At 44.3% G+C, this 14,567-nt stretch carries 18 protein-coding genes; 17 read left to right on the top strand and 1 reads right to left on the bottom strand.

Going from position 1 to position 14,567, the window contains the following annotated elements:
* Positions 1-21 precede the first annotated feature (21 nt).
* The 17 genes from NHB35_RS06295 (at position 22) to mnmH (ending at position 13,353) form a co-directional block, all read left to right on the top strand.
* A complete protein-coding gene (locus NHB35_RS06295) occupies positions 22-882 on the top strand; it encodes an MBL fold metallo-hydrolase (protein WP_353431533.1) in 861 nt (286 codons plus the stop codon).
* Positions 883-944: 62 nt separating this feature from the next.
* Complete coding sequence (gene soxC / locus NHB35_RS06290) at positions 945-2,294, top strand: sulfite dehydrogenase (RefSeq protein ID WP_353431532.1); 1,350 nt, start codon at positions 945-947, stop codon at positions 2,292-2,294.
* Positions 2,278-3,363, top strand: coding sequence for a c-type cytochrome (locus NHB35_RS06285; RefSeq protein WP_353431531.1), 1,086 nt, complete (start codon positions 2,278-2,280; stop codon positions 3,361-3,363). The genes soxC and NHB35_RS06285 overlap by 17 nt, the downstream gene beginning before the upstream one ends.
* 82 nt (positions 3,364-3,445) lie before the next feature.
* Positions 3,446-3,898: a thiosulfate oxidation carrier protein SoxY gene (gene soxY, locus NHB35_RS06280; protein ID WP_353431530.1), complete on the top strand. Its 453-nt coding sequence runs from the start codon at positions 3,446-3,448 to the stop codon at positions 3,896-3,898.
* A gap of 49 nt (positions 3,899-3,947) precedes the next feature.
* Positions 3,948-4,256 carry a thiosulfate oxidation carrier complex protein SoxZ gene (gene soxZ, locus NHB35_RS06275; RefSeq protein ID WP_353431529.1) on the top strand — a complete coding sequence of 103 codons (309 nt, stop codon included), beginning with the start codon at positions 3,948-3,950 and terminating at the stop codon, positions 4,254-4,256.
* A 37-nt stretch (positions 4,257-4,293) separates the two neighbouring features.
* Positions 4,294-5,106, top strand: coding sequence for a sulfur oxidation c-type cytochrome SoxA (gene soxA, locus NHB35_RS06270; protein ID WP_353431528.1), 813 nt, complete (start codon positions 4,294-4,296; stop codon positions 5,104-5,106).
* Between the two features lie 19 nt (positions 5,107-5,125).
* Positions 5,126-5,764, top strand: coding sequence for a sulfur oxidation c-type cytochrome SoxX (gene soxX, locus NHB35_RS06265; protein ID WP_353431527.1), 639 nt, complete (start codon positions 5,126-5,128; stop codon positions 5,762-5,764).
* 44 nt (positions 5,765-5,808) lie between these two features.
* Complete coding sequence (soxB, locus tag NHB35_RS06260; protein ID WP_353431526.1) at positions 5,809-7,539, top strand: thiosulfohydrolase SoxB; 1,731 nt, start codon at positions 5,809-5,811, stop codon at positions 7,537-7,539.
* Positions 7,540-7,561: 22 nt separating this feature from the next.
* Complete coding sequence (locus tag NHB35_RS06255; RefSeq protein ID WP_353433411.1) at positions 7,562-7,999, top strand: DsrE family protein; 438 nt, start codon at positions 7,562-7,564, stop codon at positions 7,997-7,999.
* A 9-nt stretch (positions 8,000-8,008) separates the two neighbouring features.
* On the top strand, positions 8,009-8,977 hold the full coding sequence (locus tag NHB35_RS06250) for an MBL fold metallo-hydrolase (RefSeq protein WP_353431525.1): 969 nt from the start codon (positions 8,009-8,011) through the stop codon (positions 8,975-8,977).
* 65 nt (positions 8,978-9,042) lie between these two features.
* On the top strand, positions 9,043-9,360 hold the full coding sequence (locus NHB35_RS06245) for a hypothetical protein (protein WP_353431523.1): 318 nt from the start codon (positions 9,043-9,045) through the stop codon (positions 9,358-9,360).
* Positions 9,361-9,377: 17 nt separating this feature from the next.
* The gene (locus tag NHB35_RS06240) at positions 9,378-10,499 is read left to right on the top strand and encodes a YeeE/YedE family protein (RefSeq protein ID WP_353431522.1); all 1,122 of its coding nucleotides are present in this window, start codon (positions 9,378-9,380) and stop codon (positions 10,497-10,499) included.
* A gap of 17 nt (positions 10,500-10,516) precedes the next feature.
* Positions 10,517-10,954 carry a YeeE/YedE family protein gene (locus NHB35_RS06235; protein ID WP_353431521.1) on the top strand — a complete coding sequence of 146 codons (438 nt, stop codon included), beginning with the start codon at positions 10,517-10,519 and terminating at the stop codon, positions 10,952-10,954.
* Position 10,955: 1 nt separating this feature from the next.
* A complete protein-coding gene (locus NHB35_RS06230; protein ID WP_353431520.1) occupies positions 10,956-11,396 on the top strand; it encodes a YeeE/YedE family protein in 441 nt (146 codons plus the stop codon).
* 82 nt (positions 11,397-11,478) lie between these two features.
* Complete coding sequence (locus NHB35_RS06225) at positions 11,479-11,823, top strand: TIGR01244 family sulfur transferase (RefSeq protein ID WP_353431519.1); 345 nt, start codon at positions 11,479-11,481, stop codon at positions 11,821-11,823.
* 24 nt (positions 11,824-11,847) lie between these two features.
* Positions 11,848-12,267 carry a thioesterase family protein gene (locus NHB35_RS06220; RefSeq protein ID WP_353431517.1) on the top strand — a complete coding sequence of 140 codons (420 nt, stop codon included), beginning with the start codon at positions 11,848-11,850 and terminating at the stop codon, positions 12,265-12,267.
* 9 nt (positions 12,268-12,276) lie between these two features.
* The gene (mnmH, locus tag NHB35_RS06215) at positions 12,277-13,353 is read left to right on the top strand and encodes a tRNA 2-selenouridine(34) synthase MnmH (RefSeq protein ID WP_353431516.1); all 1,077 of its coding nucleotides are present in this window, start codon (positions 12,277-12,279) and stop codon (positions 13,351-13,353) included.
* On the opposite strand, the gene NHB35_RS06210 is transcribed toward mnmH, so the two are convergent.
* Positions 13,346-14,524 carry an acyl-CoA dehydrogenase gene (locus NHB35_RS06210; RefSeq protein WP_353431515.1) on the bottom strand — a complete coding sequence of 393 codons (1,179 nt, stop codon included), beginning with the start codon at positions 14,522-14,524 and terminating at the stop codon, positions 13,346-13,348. The genes mnmH and NHB35_RS06210 overlap by 8 nt on opposite strands.
* Positions 14,525-14,567 lie beyond the last annotated feature (43 nt).

Here is a 14,567-nt window from a genome sequence, read left to right as displayed (position 1 = left end):
AATTACCTAGTTGAGTGAAAGATGAATCCGGTTGTAAAAGGCTTTTTTGATGTCGATACCTGGACGGTGACTTATGTTGTTTATGAGAAGCCTAACGCCCCATGCATCATCATTGATAGTGTTCTTGGATACGATCCTAAGTCAGGTCGTACTAATACCAAGATGGCTGATGAAGTTATCCGGTTTGTAAAAGAGAATGCATTAAAGGTTGAGTGGATCTTAGAAACTCATGCGCACGCTGATCATGTCACTGCAGCTCCTTATTTGAAATCGAAGCTTGGTGGACAGCTTGCTATCGGTGATCATATCTCTGTAGTTCAAGATGTCTTTAAGGACATCTTTAATTTAGAGAGCACATTCCCAACCGATGGTTCCCAATTCGATCGGCTACTCAAGGATGGAGAGAAGATTGATTTTGGCGGTCTGAGCCTAAAGGCTATTTTTGTCCCCGGACATACGCCTGCTTGTATGGCTTACCAGATTGGGGATGCGATTTTTGTTGGCGATACGATGTTTATGCCTGACGTTGGGACGGCGCGTTGTGACTTCCCGGGTGGTAATGCGAGCGTCCTATATCAATCGATGAAAAAGATTTTAAGTAATCCGCCAGAAACGCGATTATTTATGTGTCACGACTATCCTCCAAATAATCGACCCATACAGTTTGAGACTACGGTCGCTGCAGAGAAGAAGTCCAACATTCATATGCATGACGGAATTTCAGAAGAGCAGTTTATTGAGATGCGCACGAAACGTGATGCAACTTTAGAAATGCCAGTGCTGATATTGCCAGCAATTCAGGTCAATATACGCGCAGGAGAATTTCCTCCGAAAGAGGCTAATGGAGTTTCTTATTTAAAGATTCCTGTTAACGCGGTTTAAGTTACAGCAACATCAAGGTTGAAATCAGGACTCATTTATATTTTTTTGAAGGTATTCATTTAATGGCTGATCAAAAACGCAAAGGACAAATTAAGCAGGCCCCTGAGAACTTTATTTCTCAAGAGTTGATTGCTGACTTGAATCAGAATGGGATGGATGACGCACGCCGAGGTTTCTTGCGTAAAGGTTTTATGGCTGCGCTTGGTAGTACGGTTGGCACTGGCTCCGCTGATGTGTTCGCGTCAGATGGCGATCCAGTCATTTTAGAAAAGCAAGAATGGCAAACCACCTTGGGCAAGAATGTGGCGACTATGCCGTATGGAATGCCATCTATCTACGAAGCCAATTTAATTCGTCGCGAATCACCTGGCCTAACTAGGGTATCTGCCGCTTCAGTAGCTTTTACTCCATTGCAAGGCTTGTTCGGCATTATTACGCCCAATGGTTTGCATTTTGAGCGCCATCATCAGGGCTGGTACAACATTGATCCTGAGAAGCATCGTTTAATGATTAATGGCTTGGTTAAACATAATCGAGTATTCACCATGAATGACTTGATGCGATTACCCTCGGTATCACGGATTCACTTTATTGAGTGCGGCGCTAATACGGGCTTGGAGTGGGGGAATGTTGCTGTCCCTACAGTTCAGTACACCCATGGCATGTTGTCATGTTGTGAGTTCACTGGAGTACCTTTGTCTGTCTTGCTAGAAGAGTGTGGTGCAGATTTAAAGAAAGGCAAATATTTATTAGCTGAAGGTGGTGATGGTTCTGGCATGACGCGAACCATCAACTTGCCAGATGTATTGAATGAAGCGATCGTTGCTTGGGGTATGAACGGAGAAATGTTGCGCCCTGAAAATGGTTTTCCATTAAGACTAGTGATTCCTGGAGTGCAGGGCGTTAGTTGGGTGAAGTGGTTACGACGCCTAGAGGTAGGTAACATGCCCTATGCGACCAAGGATGAGGCGGTGCACTATAACGATTTGATGCCAGATGGATTGGCGCGTCAGTACACCTCGATTCAAGAATGTAAATCTGTAATTACGACGCCTTCTGGCGGACAGCAGTTACTGGATAAGGGTTTTTATAACGTCAGTGGCTTAGCGTGGTCAGGAAGAGGAAAAATCAAACGCGTTGATGTTTCCTTTGATGGTGGCAATCACTGGAAGACTGCGCGACTTGAAACTCCTGTTTTAAGCAAAGCATTGACACGCTTCAATATTGATTGGGTTTGGGATGGTGCGCCAGCAATTTTGCAGTCGCGCGCGATTGACGATACTGGATATGTTCAGCCAACAATCAAAATGCTAAGGGATGTTCGTGGCACTAGATCGATTTATCACAATAACGCGATTCAGTCATGGAAAGTTAGTCCAAACGGGGAGGTCAGCAATGTACAAGTTGGCTAAATTCTTAAATTTAACCTCCCTTTTGTTATCAAGTTGCTTGGTAACAGACATTTCATTTGCGCAAAATTCAGGATCACGTTTTCCTGGCATCGGCAGAGACGCAACATCGGCAGAGGTTTCAGCATGGGATATTGATGTTCGCCCTGATTTCAAGGGTCTTCCAAAAGGGTCCGGCTCAGTAGATAAAGGGCAGCAATTGTGGGAATCTAAATGCTCTGTTTGCCATGGAACATTTGGCGAGTCCAATGAGATCTTTACACCCATCATTGGGGGTACTACGGTTGACGATATCAAAACGGGTCGCGTGGCTTCTCTGGCTGATCGTAAACAACCTCAAAGGACGACCATCATGAAGGTGGCCACGGTATCTTCTTTGTGGGATTACATCTATCGCGCAATGCCATGGAATGCACCTCGGTCATTAACACCAGATGATACTTATGCATTGGTTGCCTATTTGTTGAGTATGGCAGAAGTAGTGCCGGACGATTATGTATTAAGCAATAGCAATATTGCTGAAGTGCAAAAACGGATGCCTAATCGCAATGGTATGACACTAAAGCATGGTTTGTGGAGCGCGAAGGGTAGTCCAGATGTTCACGCTAAGGCTTGCATGAATAATTGCGTGCAGTTTGTTCAAATAGGCTCTGAGTTGCCAGACTATGCGCGTAATGCCCATGGCAATATCGCTGAACAAAATCGCCAATATGGACCTTTCCGTGGGGCAGACTCTACTAAGCCACCTTTAGCTAAGCTGCCGGGAGCTGCTGGTGAAGGTTTAGCGCATGCATCTGATACTCATGCTGCTAGCTCAAAAGGGCCAGCTGCCTTATTTAAGAGTGAGAACTGCTCAGCTTGTCATGCTCAAAATGCCAAGCTCGTAGGCCCATCTATTAATGATATTGCGGCTAAGTATCAGGGGCAGGGTGGCGCTTTAGATAAGTTGATGGAGAAGGTTAAAAATGGCGGTTCAGGTGTTTGGGGGTCGATTCCAATGCCACCACAAGCACAATTGTCAGATGAGGATCGCAAAGCGCTAGTCACTTGGGTGCTTTCGGGTGGAAAATAAATGCAGTTTAAGTAATAACCAGCATGTATTTTTCAAAAGTAGATAATATATTCAGGGCAAAAGAATTAATAAAGGAGTATTTATGAATCAACAGCGACGCAGTGTATTGAAGTATTCAGCCGTCTTTGGATTAATGGCCTCGGCAGGTCTCATCAGCGTGGCTCAAGCACAAGAGTGGAATAAAGCCGCTTTTGAAGGCAAGGGTCTAGATGACGTATTCAAAATATTGGGTGCCGGCAGTCCAGATAAATCAAGTGCAGTCACTTTAAATGCTCCTGATATTGCAGAAAATGGTGCTGTTGTGCCAGTGGGCATCACCACTTCATTGAAAGCGGAGCAAATGGCTATTCTCGTGGAAAAGAATCCTAGTGCATTAGCTGCACAATTCTTTATTCCATCCGGAACTGAGTCATTTGTAACAACGCGTATCAAGATGGGTCAAACCTCAAATGTTTACGCTTTAGTAAAGGCGGATGGAAAATGGAGTATGGCTGTTAAAGAAGTAAAGGTCACTCTAGGTGGTTGTGGCGGCTAATGCCAAACAATCAAGATCAATAAACTAATTACGAATTCAAGAGGAAAATATGGCTGATCCAATGCGCGTTAGAGCCGCTGAAAATGGTGGAATTGTAGATGTAAAAATTTTGATGAAGCATGATATGGAATCTGGTCAGCGTAAAGACGCTTCCGGAAAAGTTATTCCAGCATGGCACATTACAACAATCAATGTGAAAGCAAACGGCAAAGATGTATTTAATGGTCAGTTTGGTCCAGCTGTCTCTAAGGATCCATTCTTGAACTTTAAATATAAAGGTGCCAAGGGCGACAAGATTGTGGTGAGCTGGGTCGACAACAAGGGTGATAAGCGTACCGATGAGGCAACGGCTTCTTAAGAACTCTTAATTCACTATGGCTTTGAAAGGGAATCAAATGCAGCGTAAATTCACCTTAGGCTTGTCCTCAGGAATATTAGTGGCAAGCTTATCAATCTCATCCACTTTGTTTGCTCAAACAGCGACAGATGAGATTGCAAAATATCGTGAAATGATTGCAGATGGAAACCCTTCGGAGCTTTATGAAGCAGCTGGTGAAGATTTGTGGAAAAAGCCTGCAGGACCTAAAAACGCAACCCTAGAGAAATGTGATTTGGGTTTAGGGCCTGGAGTTGTTAAAGGCGCAGCCGCACAATTGCCACGCTATTTCAAAGATACCAACAAGGTTCAAGATCTCGAATCTCGATTGATGACCTGTATGCAAAAGCTACAAGGACGCGACCCTCAAGAGATGGTTGATGCGCCTTTCCAAAAAGGCCCCAAGAAAGATATGGAGGCAATTGTTGCTTATGTGGTAACAGCATCAAAGGGTGACAAGATTAAAGTAAGCACCAATCATCCAAAAGAAAAAGAGATGTATGAGCTTGGTAAGCGCGCATTTTATTTTCAGGGTGGTCCGATGGATTTCTCATGCGCATCTTGCCATGGTGAAGATGGAAAGCGGATTCGCCTGCAGGACTTGCCTAATTTGACGACCCAAAAAGGTGCCGCAATGGGTTGGGGCTATTGGCCTGCATACCGCGTATCTAGTGGACAGTTTTGGACCATGCAACAACGTTTGAATGATTGCTATCGTCAACAGCGCTTCCCATTCCCCATTTATGGATCTGATCTAACTATCGCCTTGTCAATGTATATGGCAAAGAATGCCAACGGTGGCACAGTTGAAACTCCTGGTTTAAAGCGTTAATGGATAAGAGATAGAGAACATGAAAATGAAAAACATTAAATCCCTCTTGGTCCTTAGCGCTATTGCTTTTTCAGCAATGTGTTTCCAGGGTTCTGTTTTTGCTCAGCAAGCGAATGATCCGAAGTTCAACAAAATGATGAAGGATGGTTTCCGTGCAGAGGGCATTGCTGGGCTAGATCGTATCGATCAAGATGCAACTCAAAAGTTCTGTTCCGATCCTGTATTTGCAAATAGCGATAAGGGTCAGGCGATGCGTGAAAAGATCCAAAAAATCAATATGGATAGTATTAAGCAACCTTCCGATGGCAAATACATCGGAGATTGGAAGAAGGGTGAGGCGATTGCACAAAGCGGTCGTGGCGCTACTTGGACTGATAAAGCCGATACCCCAATTGGTGGTGGCTGTTACAACTGTCATCAAATTGATAAGAAAGAAATTTCATACGGCACGATAGGGCCATCACTCTGGAATTATGGCAAGTTGCGTGGCAATTCCCAAGAGTTAGTTGTATACACATGGAATCGCATCAATAACTCCAAGGCATATAACGCCTGCAGCAATATGCCACGATTTGCACACTTTAAGTTACTAAATGAGCAGCAGATTCAGGACTTGATGGCTTTATTGCTGGATCCCGCCTCACCAGTAAATCAATAAATCAAAAGCAGGCCGTAAGGCCTGTTTTTTATCAGGGGAAATTTATGTCTTTAAGTCGTCGCGATTTCTTGCAGGCTCTAGCTTTTGCTTCGGCAGGCGGAATGAGTTTGCAATCAAATTTTGCGGGCGCACAAGTTGCAGCTCAAAAATTTTATGATGTTCCAAAGTTTGGTAATGTTCATCTATTGCACTTTACGGATTGCCACGCGCAATTATTGCCAATCTATTTTCGTGAGCCCAATGTCAATCTAGGTATTGGTGCACAAGAGGGCAAGACCCCACACTTGGTGGGCGAATATTTCCTGAAAGCCAATGGTATTGCACCAGGAACACGCGATGCTCACGCCTTTACCTATTTAGATTTTGTTGCTGCAGCTCAAAACTATGGAAAGATGGGCGGTTTTGCTCATATGGCAACACTGATTAAGCAATTAAAAGCAGGACGCCCTGGCGCGCAACTATTGGATGGTGGTGATACCTGGCAAGGCTCCGGCACAGCGTTATGGACTAATGGTCAAGATATGGTGGATGCCGCTCTCGCGCTCGGTGTAGATGTGATGACACCTCACTGGGAAATGACGCTAGGCGAAAAGCGCGTGATGGATATTGTGAATGGCGACTTTAAGGGGAAAGTTTCATTCATTGCGCAAAATATAAAAACATCCGATTTTGGCGATATGGTATTTAACCCATATGTCTTGAAGAATATGAATGGCGTTCAAGTTGCCATCATCGGTCAAGCATTTCCCTATACACCAATTGCAAACCCAAGATATTTCACGCCAGACTGGACATTTGGAATTCAAGAAGAGAATCTCCAAAAGACAATTGATGAAGTGAAAGCAAAAGGGGCTAAAGTTGTTGTGCTGCTCTCGCATAACGGCATGGATGTGGATTTAAAAATGGCGTCGCGTGTCAGTGGATTACATGCCATTTTGGGTGGCCATACGCATGATGGGGTGCCCGTTCCAGTGCAGGTGAATAATCGTGGTGGTATGACGCTTGTGACTAATGCCGGATCAAATGGGAAATTTTTGGGGGTGTTAGATTTTGATGTGAAGGGTGATAAGCCAGTTGATTTCCGATACAAGCTTTTGCCAATCTTCTCCAATATGATTCCGGCGGATCCTACAATGTCAAAATTGATCGCCAAGGTAAGGGCACCATATGAGGCTAAGCTTGGAGAAAAGCTGGCTACTACCGATGGGCTCTTATATCGCCGCGGCAACTTTAATGGCAGCTTTGATCAATTGATTCTTGATGGGTTAATGGCTCAAAAAGATGCAGAGATTGCATTCTCACCTGGATTCCGCTGGGGTACCAGCTTACTTCCTGGTCAAGCTATTACTCGCGAGAACTTAATGGATCAAACCGCGATTACTTATCCTTACACCACTGTCACCAATATGTCTGGTGAGACAATCAAGACAATCCTGGAAGATGTGGCGGATAACCTGTTTAATCCAGATCCCTATTACCAACAGGGGGGTGATATGGTTCGTGTAGGTGGAATGCAATACACCATCGATCCAGCGCAGAGCGCAGGGAATCGAATTTCTGATATGCGCCTTAATGGTAAATCAATTGAAGCCAGCAAGACCTATAAGGTTGCTGGTTGGGCGCCAGTTAGTGAGGATGCTAAAAATGCGGGGGGCGAACCAATTTGGGATGTGATTGAGCGTCACCTAAAAGAGGTTAAGACTGTGAAGGCTGTGAAGCTAAATGAGCCCGTAATCAAAGGCGTCGCCAATAATCCTGGCATGGCACCTATTTAAGCTAATACGTGGAGCGATTATGTTGAAAAAGGCGATTCAATTAGTTACTTTTCTTGTCATTGCATTTGGCTTAATTTCAGGCGCTCATGCGCAAAGTTCAGGTGCTACAAAAGTGGTTTACCACATTGATGATGCAGAATTGCAGGGAATTAAAGGTTTGCGCAACATTCGCAATCATTTAGATACCGCTCCGAATACTACCATTATTGTCGTGACGCACGCAAATGGGGTTGACCTATTAATGGAGGGTGCAAAAGATAAAAAGAACAATATCGAATATGCGCCATTAGTCTCCGCTCTGAAGTCTCGCGGTGTCAAATTTGAAGTCTGTGAGATTACCTTGAAGAATCGTAATCTCAAAAAAGATCAATTCGTATTAGATGCAGATTTCACTCCATCAGGCGTAGTGCGGGTTGCTGACCTTCAATATAAAGATGGCTTTGCTTACATCAAGCCATAATTTTTTGAAATGGCAACTAGTAATCGCCTTATCCAGCTTTGCCTTGGGATCCTGATTGGGTCCTTTGTTTTCTTTGGGCAAGCCATTGCTCAAAATACGATAGTGGTAGATGGGGTACCAGTAAAGCCTGTTCAAGTGGCACCACATACGTATTTTGTTCAGGGTCGCCCAGAGATGGGCAATACCTCAAATCAAAACTTTATTTCGAATGCGGGATTTATTGTCACTCCCGGTGGAGTTGTTGTGGTGGATGCGCTTGGCTCACCAATCTTGGCTAAAAAACTAATCGACGAAATTAAGAGGGTAACCAATCAGAAAGTGGTGGCTGTTATTGTGAGTCACTATCATGCGGATCATATATATGGTCTGCAAGAATTTAAAAAGATCGGTGCAACTATTTATGCTCAGGGTGAAGGTAGAAACTATCTATCTTCTGAAACAGCTAAACAACGATTAATTGCCTCGAGGATCGATTTTGCACCCTGGGTAGATGAGAAGACAAGGCTGATTTCGGCAGATGTTTGGATTGACAAAACATTTATCCTCAAGGTTGGTGGAGTAGATTTCTTGATATCCAGAGTAGGTCCCGCACATGCGCCTGAGGATTTGATGGTTTATGTGCCTTCCGAGAAAGTCCTATTTGCTGGAGATTTAGTTTTTCGGGGGCGGATTCCGTTTGTGGGCAATGCCGATAGTAAAGGTTGGTTGTTAGCTTTAGATGAGATTGAGAGACTCAGCCCTAATGTTGTGATTCCTGGTCATGGAGCATATTCAACTAAGCCACTTGAGGATATTGCATTCACACGGAATTACTTGAAGTATTTGCGTGAATCAATGGCTCCAGCCGCGCTAAACCTAGATCCATTTGAAGCGGCATATCAGTCTACGGACTGGTCAGAATATGAAGGGATGCCATTATTTAGGGCTGCCAATCGAATGAATGCATACAACGTCTACCTATCAATTCAAGCCGAGTAGGGCTTGAGGGCGAAATTGGCGACTTGGCTCTAAAATAGCCCTTTGCCCTTGAATTCCGATTATTAATGAATTTTTCCGTATTTTCTCGACAGGTCTTTGCTTGCGCCTTGATTGGCTTGAGTGCTAGCGCTATGGCGAACGTAAATGTTGAGAATGGCAAGCAAATTGACCAAAACAAGTGCTACGCTTGCCATGCCAAGAAAACTGGCTTTGGAAATGGGGACATGATTTATACCCGATCGGATAGCAAGGTGAACTCTTTTGCGAAATTAAAAACGATGGTGGAGCGCTGCAATACTGAGTTAAGGCTAGATTTATTTCCTGAAGACGAAGCAGATGTTGCCGCTTATTTAAATAAGCAGTTTTATAAATTCAAACAATAATTTTTTTATAGATTTCTATGGAAGTTGTGGATATCCCCTTTTTAAGTAAAACAGTGCTTTGGGCAACGTTTGCGATCACCTTTATTTTAGGTATGGTGATGCAAAAAACGGGCTTCTGTAGCATGGGTGCAGTATCAGATGTTTTCATCATTTCTAATTGGAATCGTCTAAGGCAATGGTTCTTGGCGATTGGCACAGCCATTTTAGGATTTACTTTTTTAGCGCATCTTGGATTGATTGATTCGCTTAAATCAATCTATACGGGCAATAAATTTTTGTGGTTGTCAACGGCAGTGGGGAGCATTCTATTTGGTTTTGGAATGGTCTTGGCTTCTGGATGTGGTAGTAAAACCTTAGTTCGTATAGGTGGCGGTAATCTAAAGTCGATAGTAGTCTTTATGGTTTTGGGCTTAACGGCTTACATGACATTGCGTGGTTTTTTGGGGGTGATTCGTACGAACACTTTGGATCTCGTATTTGTCAGCTTTGCAACTCCACAAGATTTACCAAGTTTGCTCTCTGGCCCATTGGGTGTTGCTAGGGCAAATTTGCATTTGGCACTCGGGCTTATTATTGGGTTGGTATTTATTGCGTTTGCCTTGGCTGATAAAGCCTTCCGTAATTTTGAAAATCTTTTTGCAGGTATTTCTGTAGGTCTAGCCATCACTGCTGTATGGTGGGTTTCAGGTTATTTGGGTCATGTGGCTGAAGACCCGAATACCTTAGAAGAAGTATTTTTGGTAACCAATTCTGGTCGGATGGAAAGTTTGTCTTTTGTAGCGCCTTACGCCTATTCATTAGATTGGCTAATGATGTACAGCGATACGTCAAAAGTTCTCACCGTTGGCATAGTGGCTGTAGTGGGTATGATTTTAGGCTCTGCTGTGATTGCAATTTCAAGCAAGACCTTTCGTTGGGAAACTTTTAGAAATGCGGAAGATACTGCTAACCATTTAGTAGGTGCTGCATTAATGGGCTTTGGTGGTGTTACTGCCTTGGGTTGCACAGTAGGTCAGGGTTTAAGTGGAATATCAACCTTAGCATTGGGTTCTCTATTGGCATTACCAGGGTTCATTTTCGGTGGTTTCTTGGGTGTTCGCTATCTTCAATTGCGCTTAGCCCCCAATCCTTGCGCATAAATTTTTAAGGATATTCTATGCAAATTGATTGGCTTTCTTTTACGCCTATCCCATCTTTATTGGGTGGGGTGTTATTGGGTATTGCGGCAGCTCTTTATGTACTGCTCCATGGCAGAATTCTGGGTATCAGTGGAATTGTTTCGGGCCTATTGCACCCAAAGCCAAGTGATGTTGTGTGGCGCTTTGCCATAGTGCTTGGCCTATTATCCGCGCCACTTTGGGCCGCCTTGTTTTTCGATATTCGTCCAATTGTGCAAATCGATACAGACTGGTATGCCATATTAGTGGCGGGACTACTTGTGGGTTTCGGTGCACAGTATGGATCCGGTTGCACTAGTGGGCATGGCATCTGTGGATTATCGAGACTGTCTCCACGCTCATTGGTAGCGACATTCACTTTTATGGGTGCAGGATTTGTGACTGTATTCCTTATTCGCCATTTATTTGGGGCTTGATATGAAAAAACATTTCAGTCTCTTTAGCCAGTATGCAATTGGCGTGTTGTTTGGATTTGGGCTAATCATTTCAGGAATGAGTAATCCAAAAAAAGTGTTGGGCTTTTTGGATCTTGCTGGTGCGTGGGACCCGTCTTTGATTTTTGTGATGCTAGGGGCAATCCTGGTTGGTCTAGCAGGGTTCTATGTAGTTAAAAAGCGTAGTGAAGCATTTTTTGGTGGCGCTTTGCATATTCCAACAAGACGCGACATATCAAAGGCTTTGGTAATAGGCAGCTTTATTTTTGGAGTCGGTTGGGGGATCGCTGGTATTTGTCCTGGTCCTGCATTAGTCGCTATGGGTGCGGGATATTTAAAGGCTCTAGCATTTGTCGTGGCGATGCTGGTCGGTATGCGAGTTTGCGAACGGTTTTTTACCGCACATAAACAAGCGCCAAAATAATCAATAGATCCATCATTACTAAAATATTGCTGTTCAGTATTCAATGAAATTTTTCAAAAACATACTTAAATCAGAGGATGTCATGAGTCTTCCAATTGCATGCCACAACGATCAGTTTGGTACTCTAGGTCAAATCGAGCCAGCCCATTTAGCTGAAATTGCAAAGCAGGGCTATAAGAGCGTTATTAATAATCGCCCTGATGGAGAAGGCGGTCCAGACCAGCCTAAAAACGCTGATATTCAAGCTGAGGCAGAAAAGTTAGGCTTGAACTATGTATATCTGCCAGTTGTCTCCGGCGCTATTACTCCAGACCAAGTAATTGAGATGGCTCGCCTGCTAAAAACTTTGCCTGGTCCTGTGTTGGCATTTTGCCGATCAGGTGCGCGCTCAACGAATCTCTATCAACTTGCCTTGCAAGTAAAGTAAACAATTCATTAACGCGACATACTAATGCGTATCGTCATTCCTGAAGATCGAAAATTAGTTCACGAAATGGTCGCACCAATTCGGTGGGGCGATATGGATGCATATGGTCATGTCAATAATACGATTTACTTCCGCTACATGGAGCAAGCACGGGTTGAGTGGATCACTTCTCTAGGCTATCAAGTTGCACCAGGCCGAGAATCGATGCTGATGATGAATGGCTTTTGTAATTTCTATAAACAGCTTTCATATCCTGGAGACTTAATTCTAAAAACATCAATTGGCGCGATTGGCCGCACTAGTATGGATGTCTATACGAGTATGGCCTTAACTACCGCGCCTGATGAAGAAGTGGCTATAGGTGGCGCAACCATGGTTTGGGTTGATCTCACCACCAATAAATCTGCACCATGGCCTAATCATATTTTGCAAAAGATTGGCTAAACAGGCGGTATGCAGTCAAGCAATCCTCAAATTTTAAGAAGAGATCAATTTCTTGCGGAGTTAGATTCCTTTGATTGCATTATTGACGTGCGATCACCGGCGGAGTTCGCATTAGATCATATTCCTGGTGCCGTCAACTACCCAGTTCTTGAGAATGAAGAGCGGGCTCAGATTGGCACTTTATATAAACAAGACTCACCATTTGCCGCTAAAAAGTTAGGTGCTGCATTAGTTTCTCGCAACATTGCTAATCATTTAGAGAAACATTTCCAAGACTTTCCACGGACATGGCGCCCTTTGGTTTACTGTTGGCGTGGTGGAGAGCGAAGTGGAGCTTTTACTCATATTCTGAATCGCATTGGTTGGAAGGCTATGCAACTGGAGGATGGGTATCAAGGCTTTCGGCGCACGGTGATCGAAAGCTTAGATGAGGCCGCTAAGCAATTTTCATTTCGGGTAATTTGCGGCATGACTGGTAGTGGTAAAACTCGAGTGCTGCAAGAGGCGCGTGGGTATGGTGCTCAAATATTAGATCTTGAAGCGTTGGCTATTCATAGAGGATCTGTGCTGGGTAACGAGCCTAATATTGAACAGCCGTCTCAAAAGGGGTTTGAGACGGCTCTATGGAATGCCCTTCGAACCCTAGACCCCATAAGACCTGTACTCGTTGAGTCAGAGAGCAAGAAAGTGGGCGGGCTTCATATTCCGGATGCTTTAATGGAGAAGATTCGCAGCGGTGCATGCATCGAATTAAGATCAAGTCCGCAAACTCGCGTTTCTTGGTTGATACGCGAATACCATCATTTTTTGACTGATACAGATAACTTTAAAGCTAAGTTAGCCCTGTTAACAGCTCACTATGGAAAAGTGCAGATAGCCAAATGGAATGAAGCAATTGATGCCGGACAGTTTCCGGGCTTGGTTGAGGAGCTATTGATTAAACACTATGATCCATCGTATCAATCTTCTATTGTGCGCAACTTTCCCCAATACAGAATTGATGAGTTTGTGCAGCTAGAAGATGATAGTGACGAGGCCTTTGCAAAAGCGGCTAAGGCCATCGTCAATAAACTAAAGCTTAACTAAAAGCCTGAATACCCGTTTGAGCACGCCCTAAGATGAGGGCATGAATATCATGCGTGCCTTCGTAGGTGTTGACAACCTCTAGGTTCATCATATGACGTACTACGCCATATTCATCAGAGATGCCGTTACCACCATGCATATCACGTGCCATGCGTGCTATATCCAGTGATTTGCCACAAGAGTTGCGTTTCATGATGGAGGTAATCTCAGGAGCGGCAATACCTTCATCTTTCATACGGCCTAGGCGTAAGCAGCCCTGTAGAGCCAATGCGATCTCTGTTTGCATATCTGCCAACTTCTTCTGAATTAGCTGATTGGATGCTAAAGGCTTGCCAAATTGCTTGCGATCCATCGTGTACTGACGCGCTGCATGCCAGCACCATTCGGCGGCACCTAAGGTACCCCAAGAGATGCCATAGCGTGCTGCGTTAAGGCAAGTGAATGGGCCTTTCAGACCAGTAATTTCAGGGAACTCATTTTCAGCGGGAACAAAGACTTCATCCATCACGATTTCACCAGTGATGGAGGCACGTAGACCCATCTTGCCGCTGATCTTCGGAGCGCTTAAACCCTTCATACCTTTTTCAAGAATGTAGCCCCGAATGACACCTTCATCGTTTTTGGCCCACACCACAAATACATCGGCAATCGGAGCATTAGAGATCCACATTTTGGAGCCAGTCAATGAGAAGCCACCTGGAACTTTTTTTGCCCTGGTGATCATGCCACCAGCATCAGAGCCATAGTTTGGTTCAGTCAGACCAAAGCAACCAATCCATTCGCCGCTAGCTAATTTAGGCAGGTACTTCTGCTTTTGCGCTTCGCTACCAAATTCATTGATAGGAACCATGACCAAAGAAGATTGAACACTCATCATGGATCGATAGCCAGAATCAACTCGCTCGATTTCGCGGGCAATTAAGCCATAAGAGACATAGTTGAGATTAGCCCCGCCGTATTGTTCTGGAATGGTGATACCTAGCAGGCCTAGTTCACCCATTTCACGGAAGATGGCGGGGTCAGTTGTTTCATTGCGATACGCCTCTAAAATACGCGGCATTAAACGGCCTTGTGCGTACTCGGCTGCAGCATCGCGAATCATGCGCTCGTCTTCGCTCAGTTGTGTGTCTAGTAGAAGGGGATCTTCCCAATTAAAGCTCGCTTTACTCATCGTCTTTAGTCATCCTAGTAATTGCTGGTGGCGATTTATCCGG

Origin of the sequence: Polynucleobacter sp. MWH-UH23A, from assembly GCF_040409805.1 — a bacterium.
GTDB lineage: Bacteria > Pseudomonadota > Gammaproteobacteria > Burkholderiales > Burkholderiaceae > Polynucleobacter.
This window is presented reverse-complemented; position numbering and strand designations above follow the sequence as displayed.

Coding starts and splice junctions, on each gene's coding strand:
- NHB35_RS06295 (WP_353431533.1), top strand. CDS start 22: ATGAATCCGGTTGTAAAAGGCTTTTTTGATGTCGATACCTGGACGGTG.
- soxC (WP_353431532.1), top strand. CDS start 945: ATGGCTGATCAAAAACGCAAAGGACAAATTAAGCAGGCCCCTGAGAAC.
- NHB35_RS06285 (WP_353431531.1), top strand. CDS start 2,278: ATGTACAAGTTGGCTAAATTCTTAAATTTAACCTCCCTTTTGTTATCA.
- soxY (WP_353431530.1), top strand. CDS start 3,446: ATGAATCAACAGCGACGCAGTGTATTGAAGTATTCAGCCGTCTTTGGA.
- soxZ (WP_353431529.1), top strand. CDS start 3,948: ATGGCTGATCCAATGCGCGTTAGAGCCGCTGAAAATGGTGGAATTGTA.
- soxA (WP_353431528.1), top strand. CDS start 4,294: ATGCAGCGTAAATTCACCTTAGGCTTGTCCTCAGGAATATTAGTGGCA.
- soxX (WP_353431527.1), top strand. CDS start 5,126: ATGAAAATGAAAAACATTAAATCCCTCTTGGTCCTTAGCGCTATTGCT.
- soxB (WP_353431526.1), top strand. CDS start 5,809: ATGTCTTTAAGTCGTCGCGATTTCTTGCAGGCTCTAGCTTTTGCTTCG.
- NHB35_RS06250 (WP_353431525.1), top strand. CDS start 8,009: ATGGCAACTAGTAATCGCCTTATCCAGCTTTGCCTTGGGATCCTGATT.
- NHB35_RS06245 (WP_353431523.1), top strand. CDS start 9,043: ATGAATTTTTCCGTATTTTCTCGACAGGTCTTTGCTTGCGCCTTGATT.
- NHB35_RS06240 (WP_353431522.1), top strand. CDS start 9,378: ATGGAAGTTGTGGATATCCCCTTTTTAAGTAAAACAGTGCTTTGGGCA.
- NHB35_RS06235 (WP_353431521.1), top strand. CDS start 10,517: ATGCAAATTGATTGGCTTTCTTTTACGCCTATCCCATCTTTATTGGGT.
- NHB35_RS06230 (WP_353431520.1), top strand. CDS start 10,956: ATGAAAAAACATTTCAGTCTCTTTAGCCAGTATGCAATTGGCGTGTTG.
- NHB35_RS06225 (WP_353431519.1), top strand. CDS start 11,479: ATGAGTCTTCCAATTGCATGCCACAACGATCAGTTTGGTACTCTAGGT.
- NHB35_RS06220 (WP_353431517.1), top strand. CDS start 11,848: ATGCGTATCGTCATTCCTGAAGATCGAAAATTAGTTCACGAAATGGTC.
- mnmH (WP_353431516.1), top strand. CDS start 12,277: ATGCAGTCAAGCAATCCTCAAATTTTAAGAAGAGATCAATTTCTTGCG.
- NHB35_RS06210 (WP_353431515.1), bottom strand. CDS start 14,524: ATGAGTAAAGCGAGCTTTAATTGGGAAGATCCCCTTCTACTAGACACA.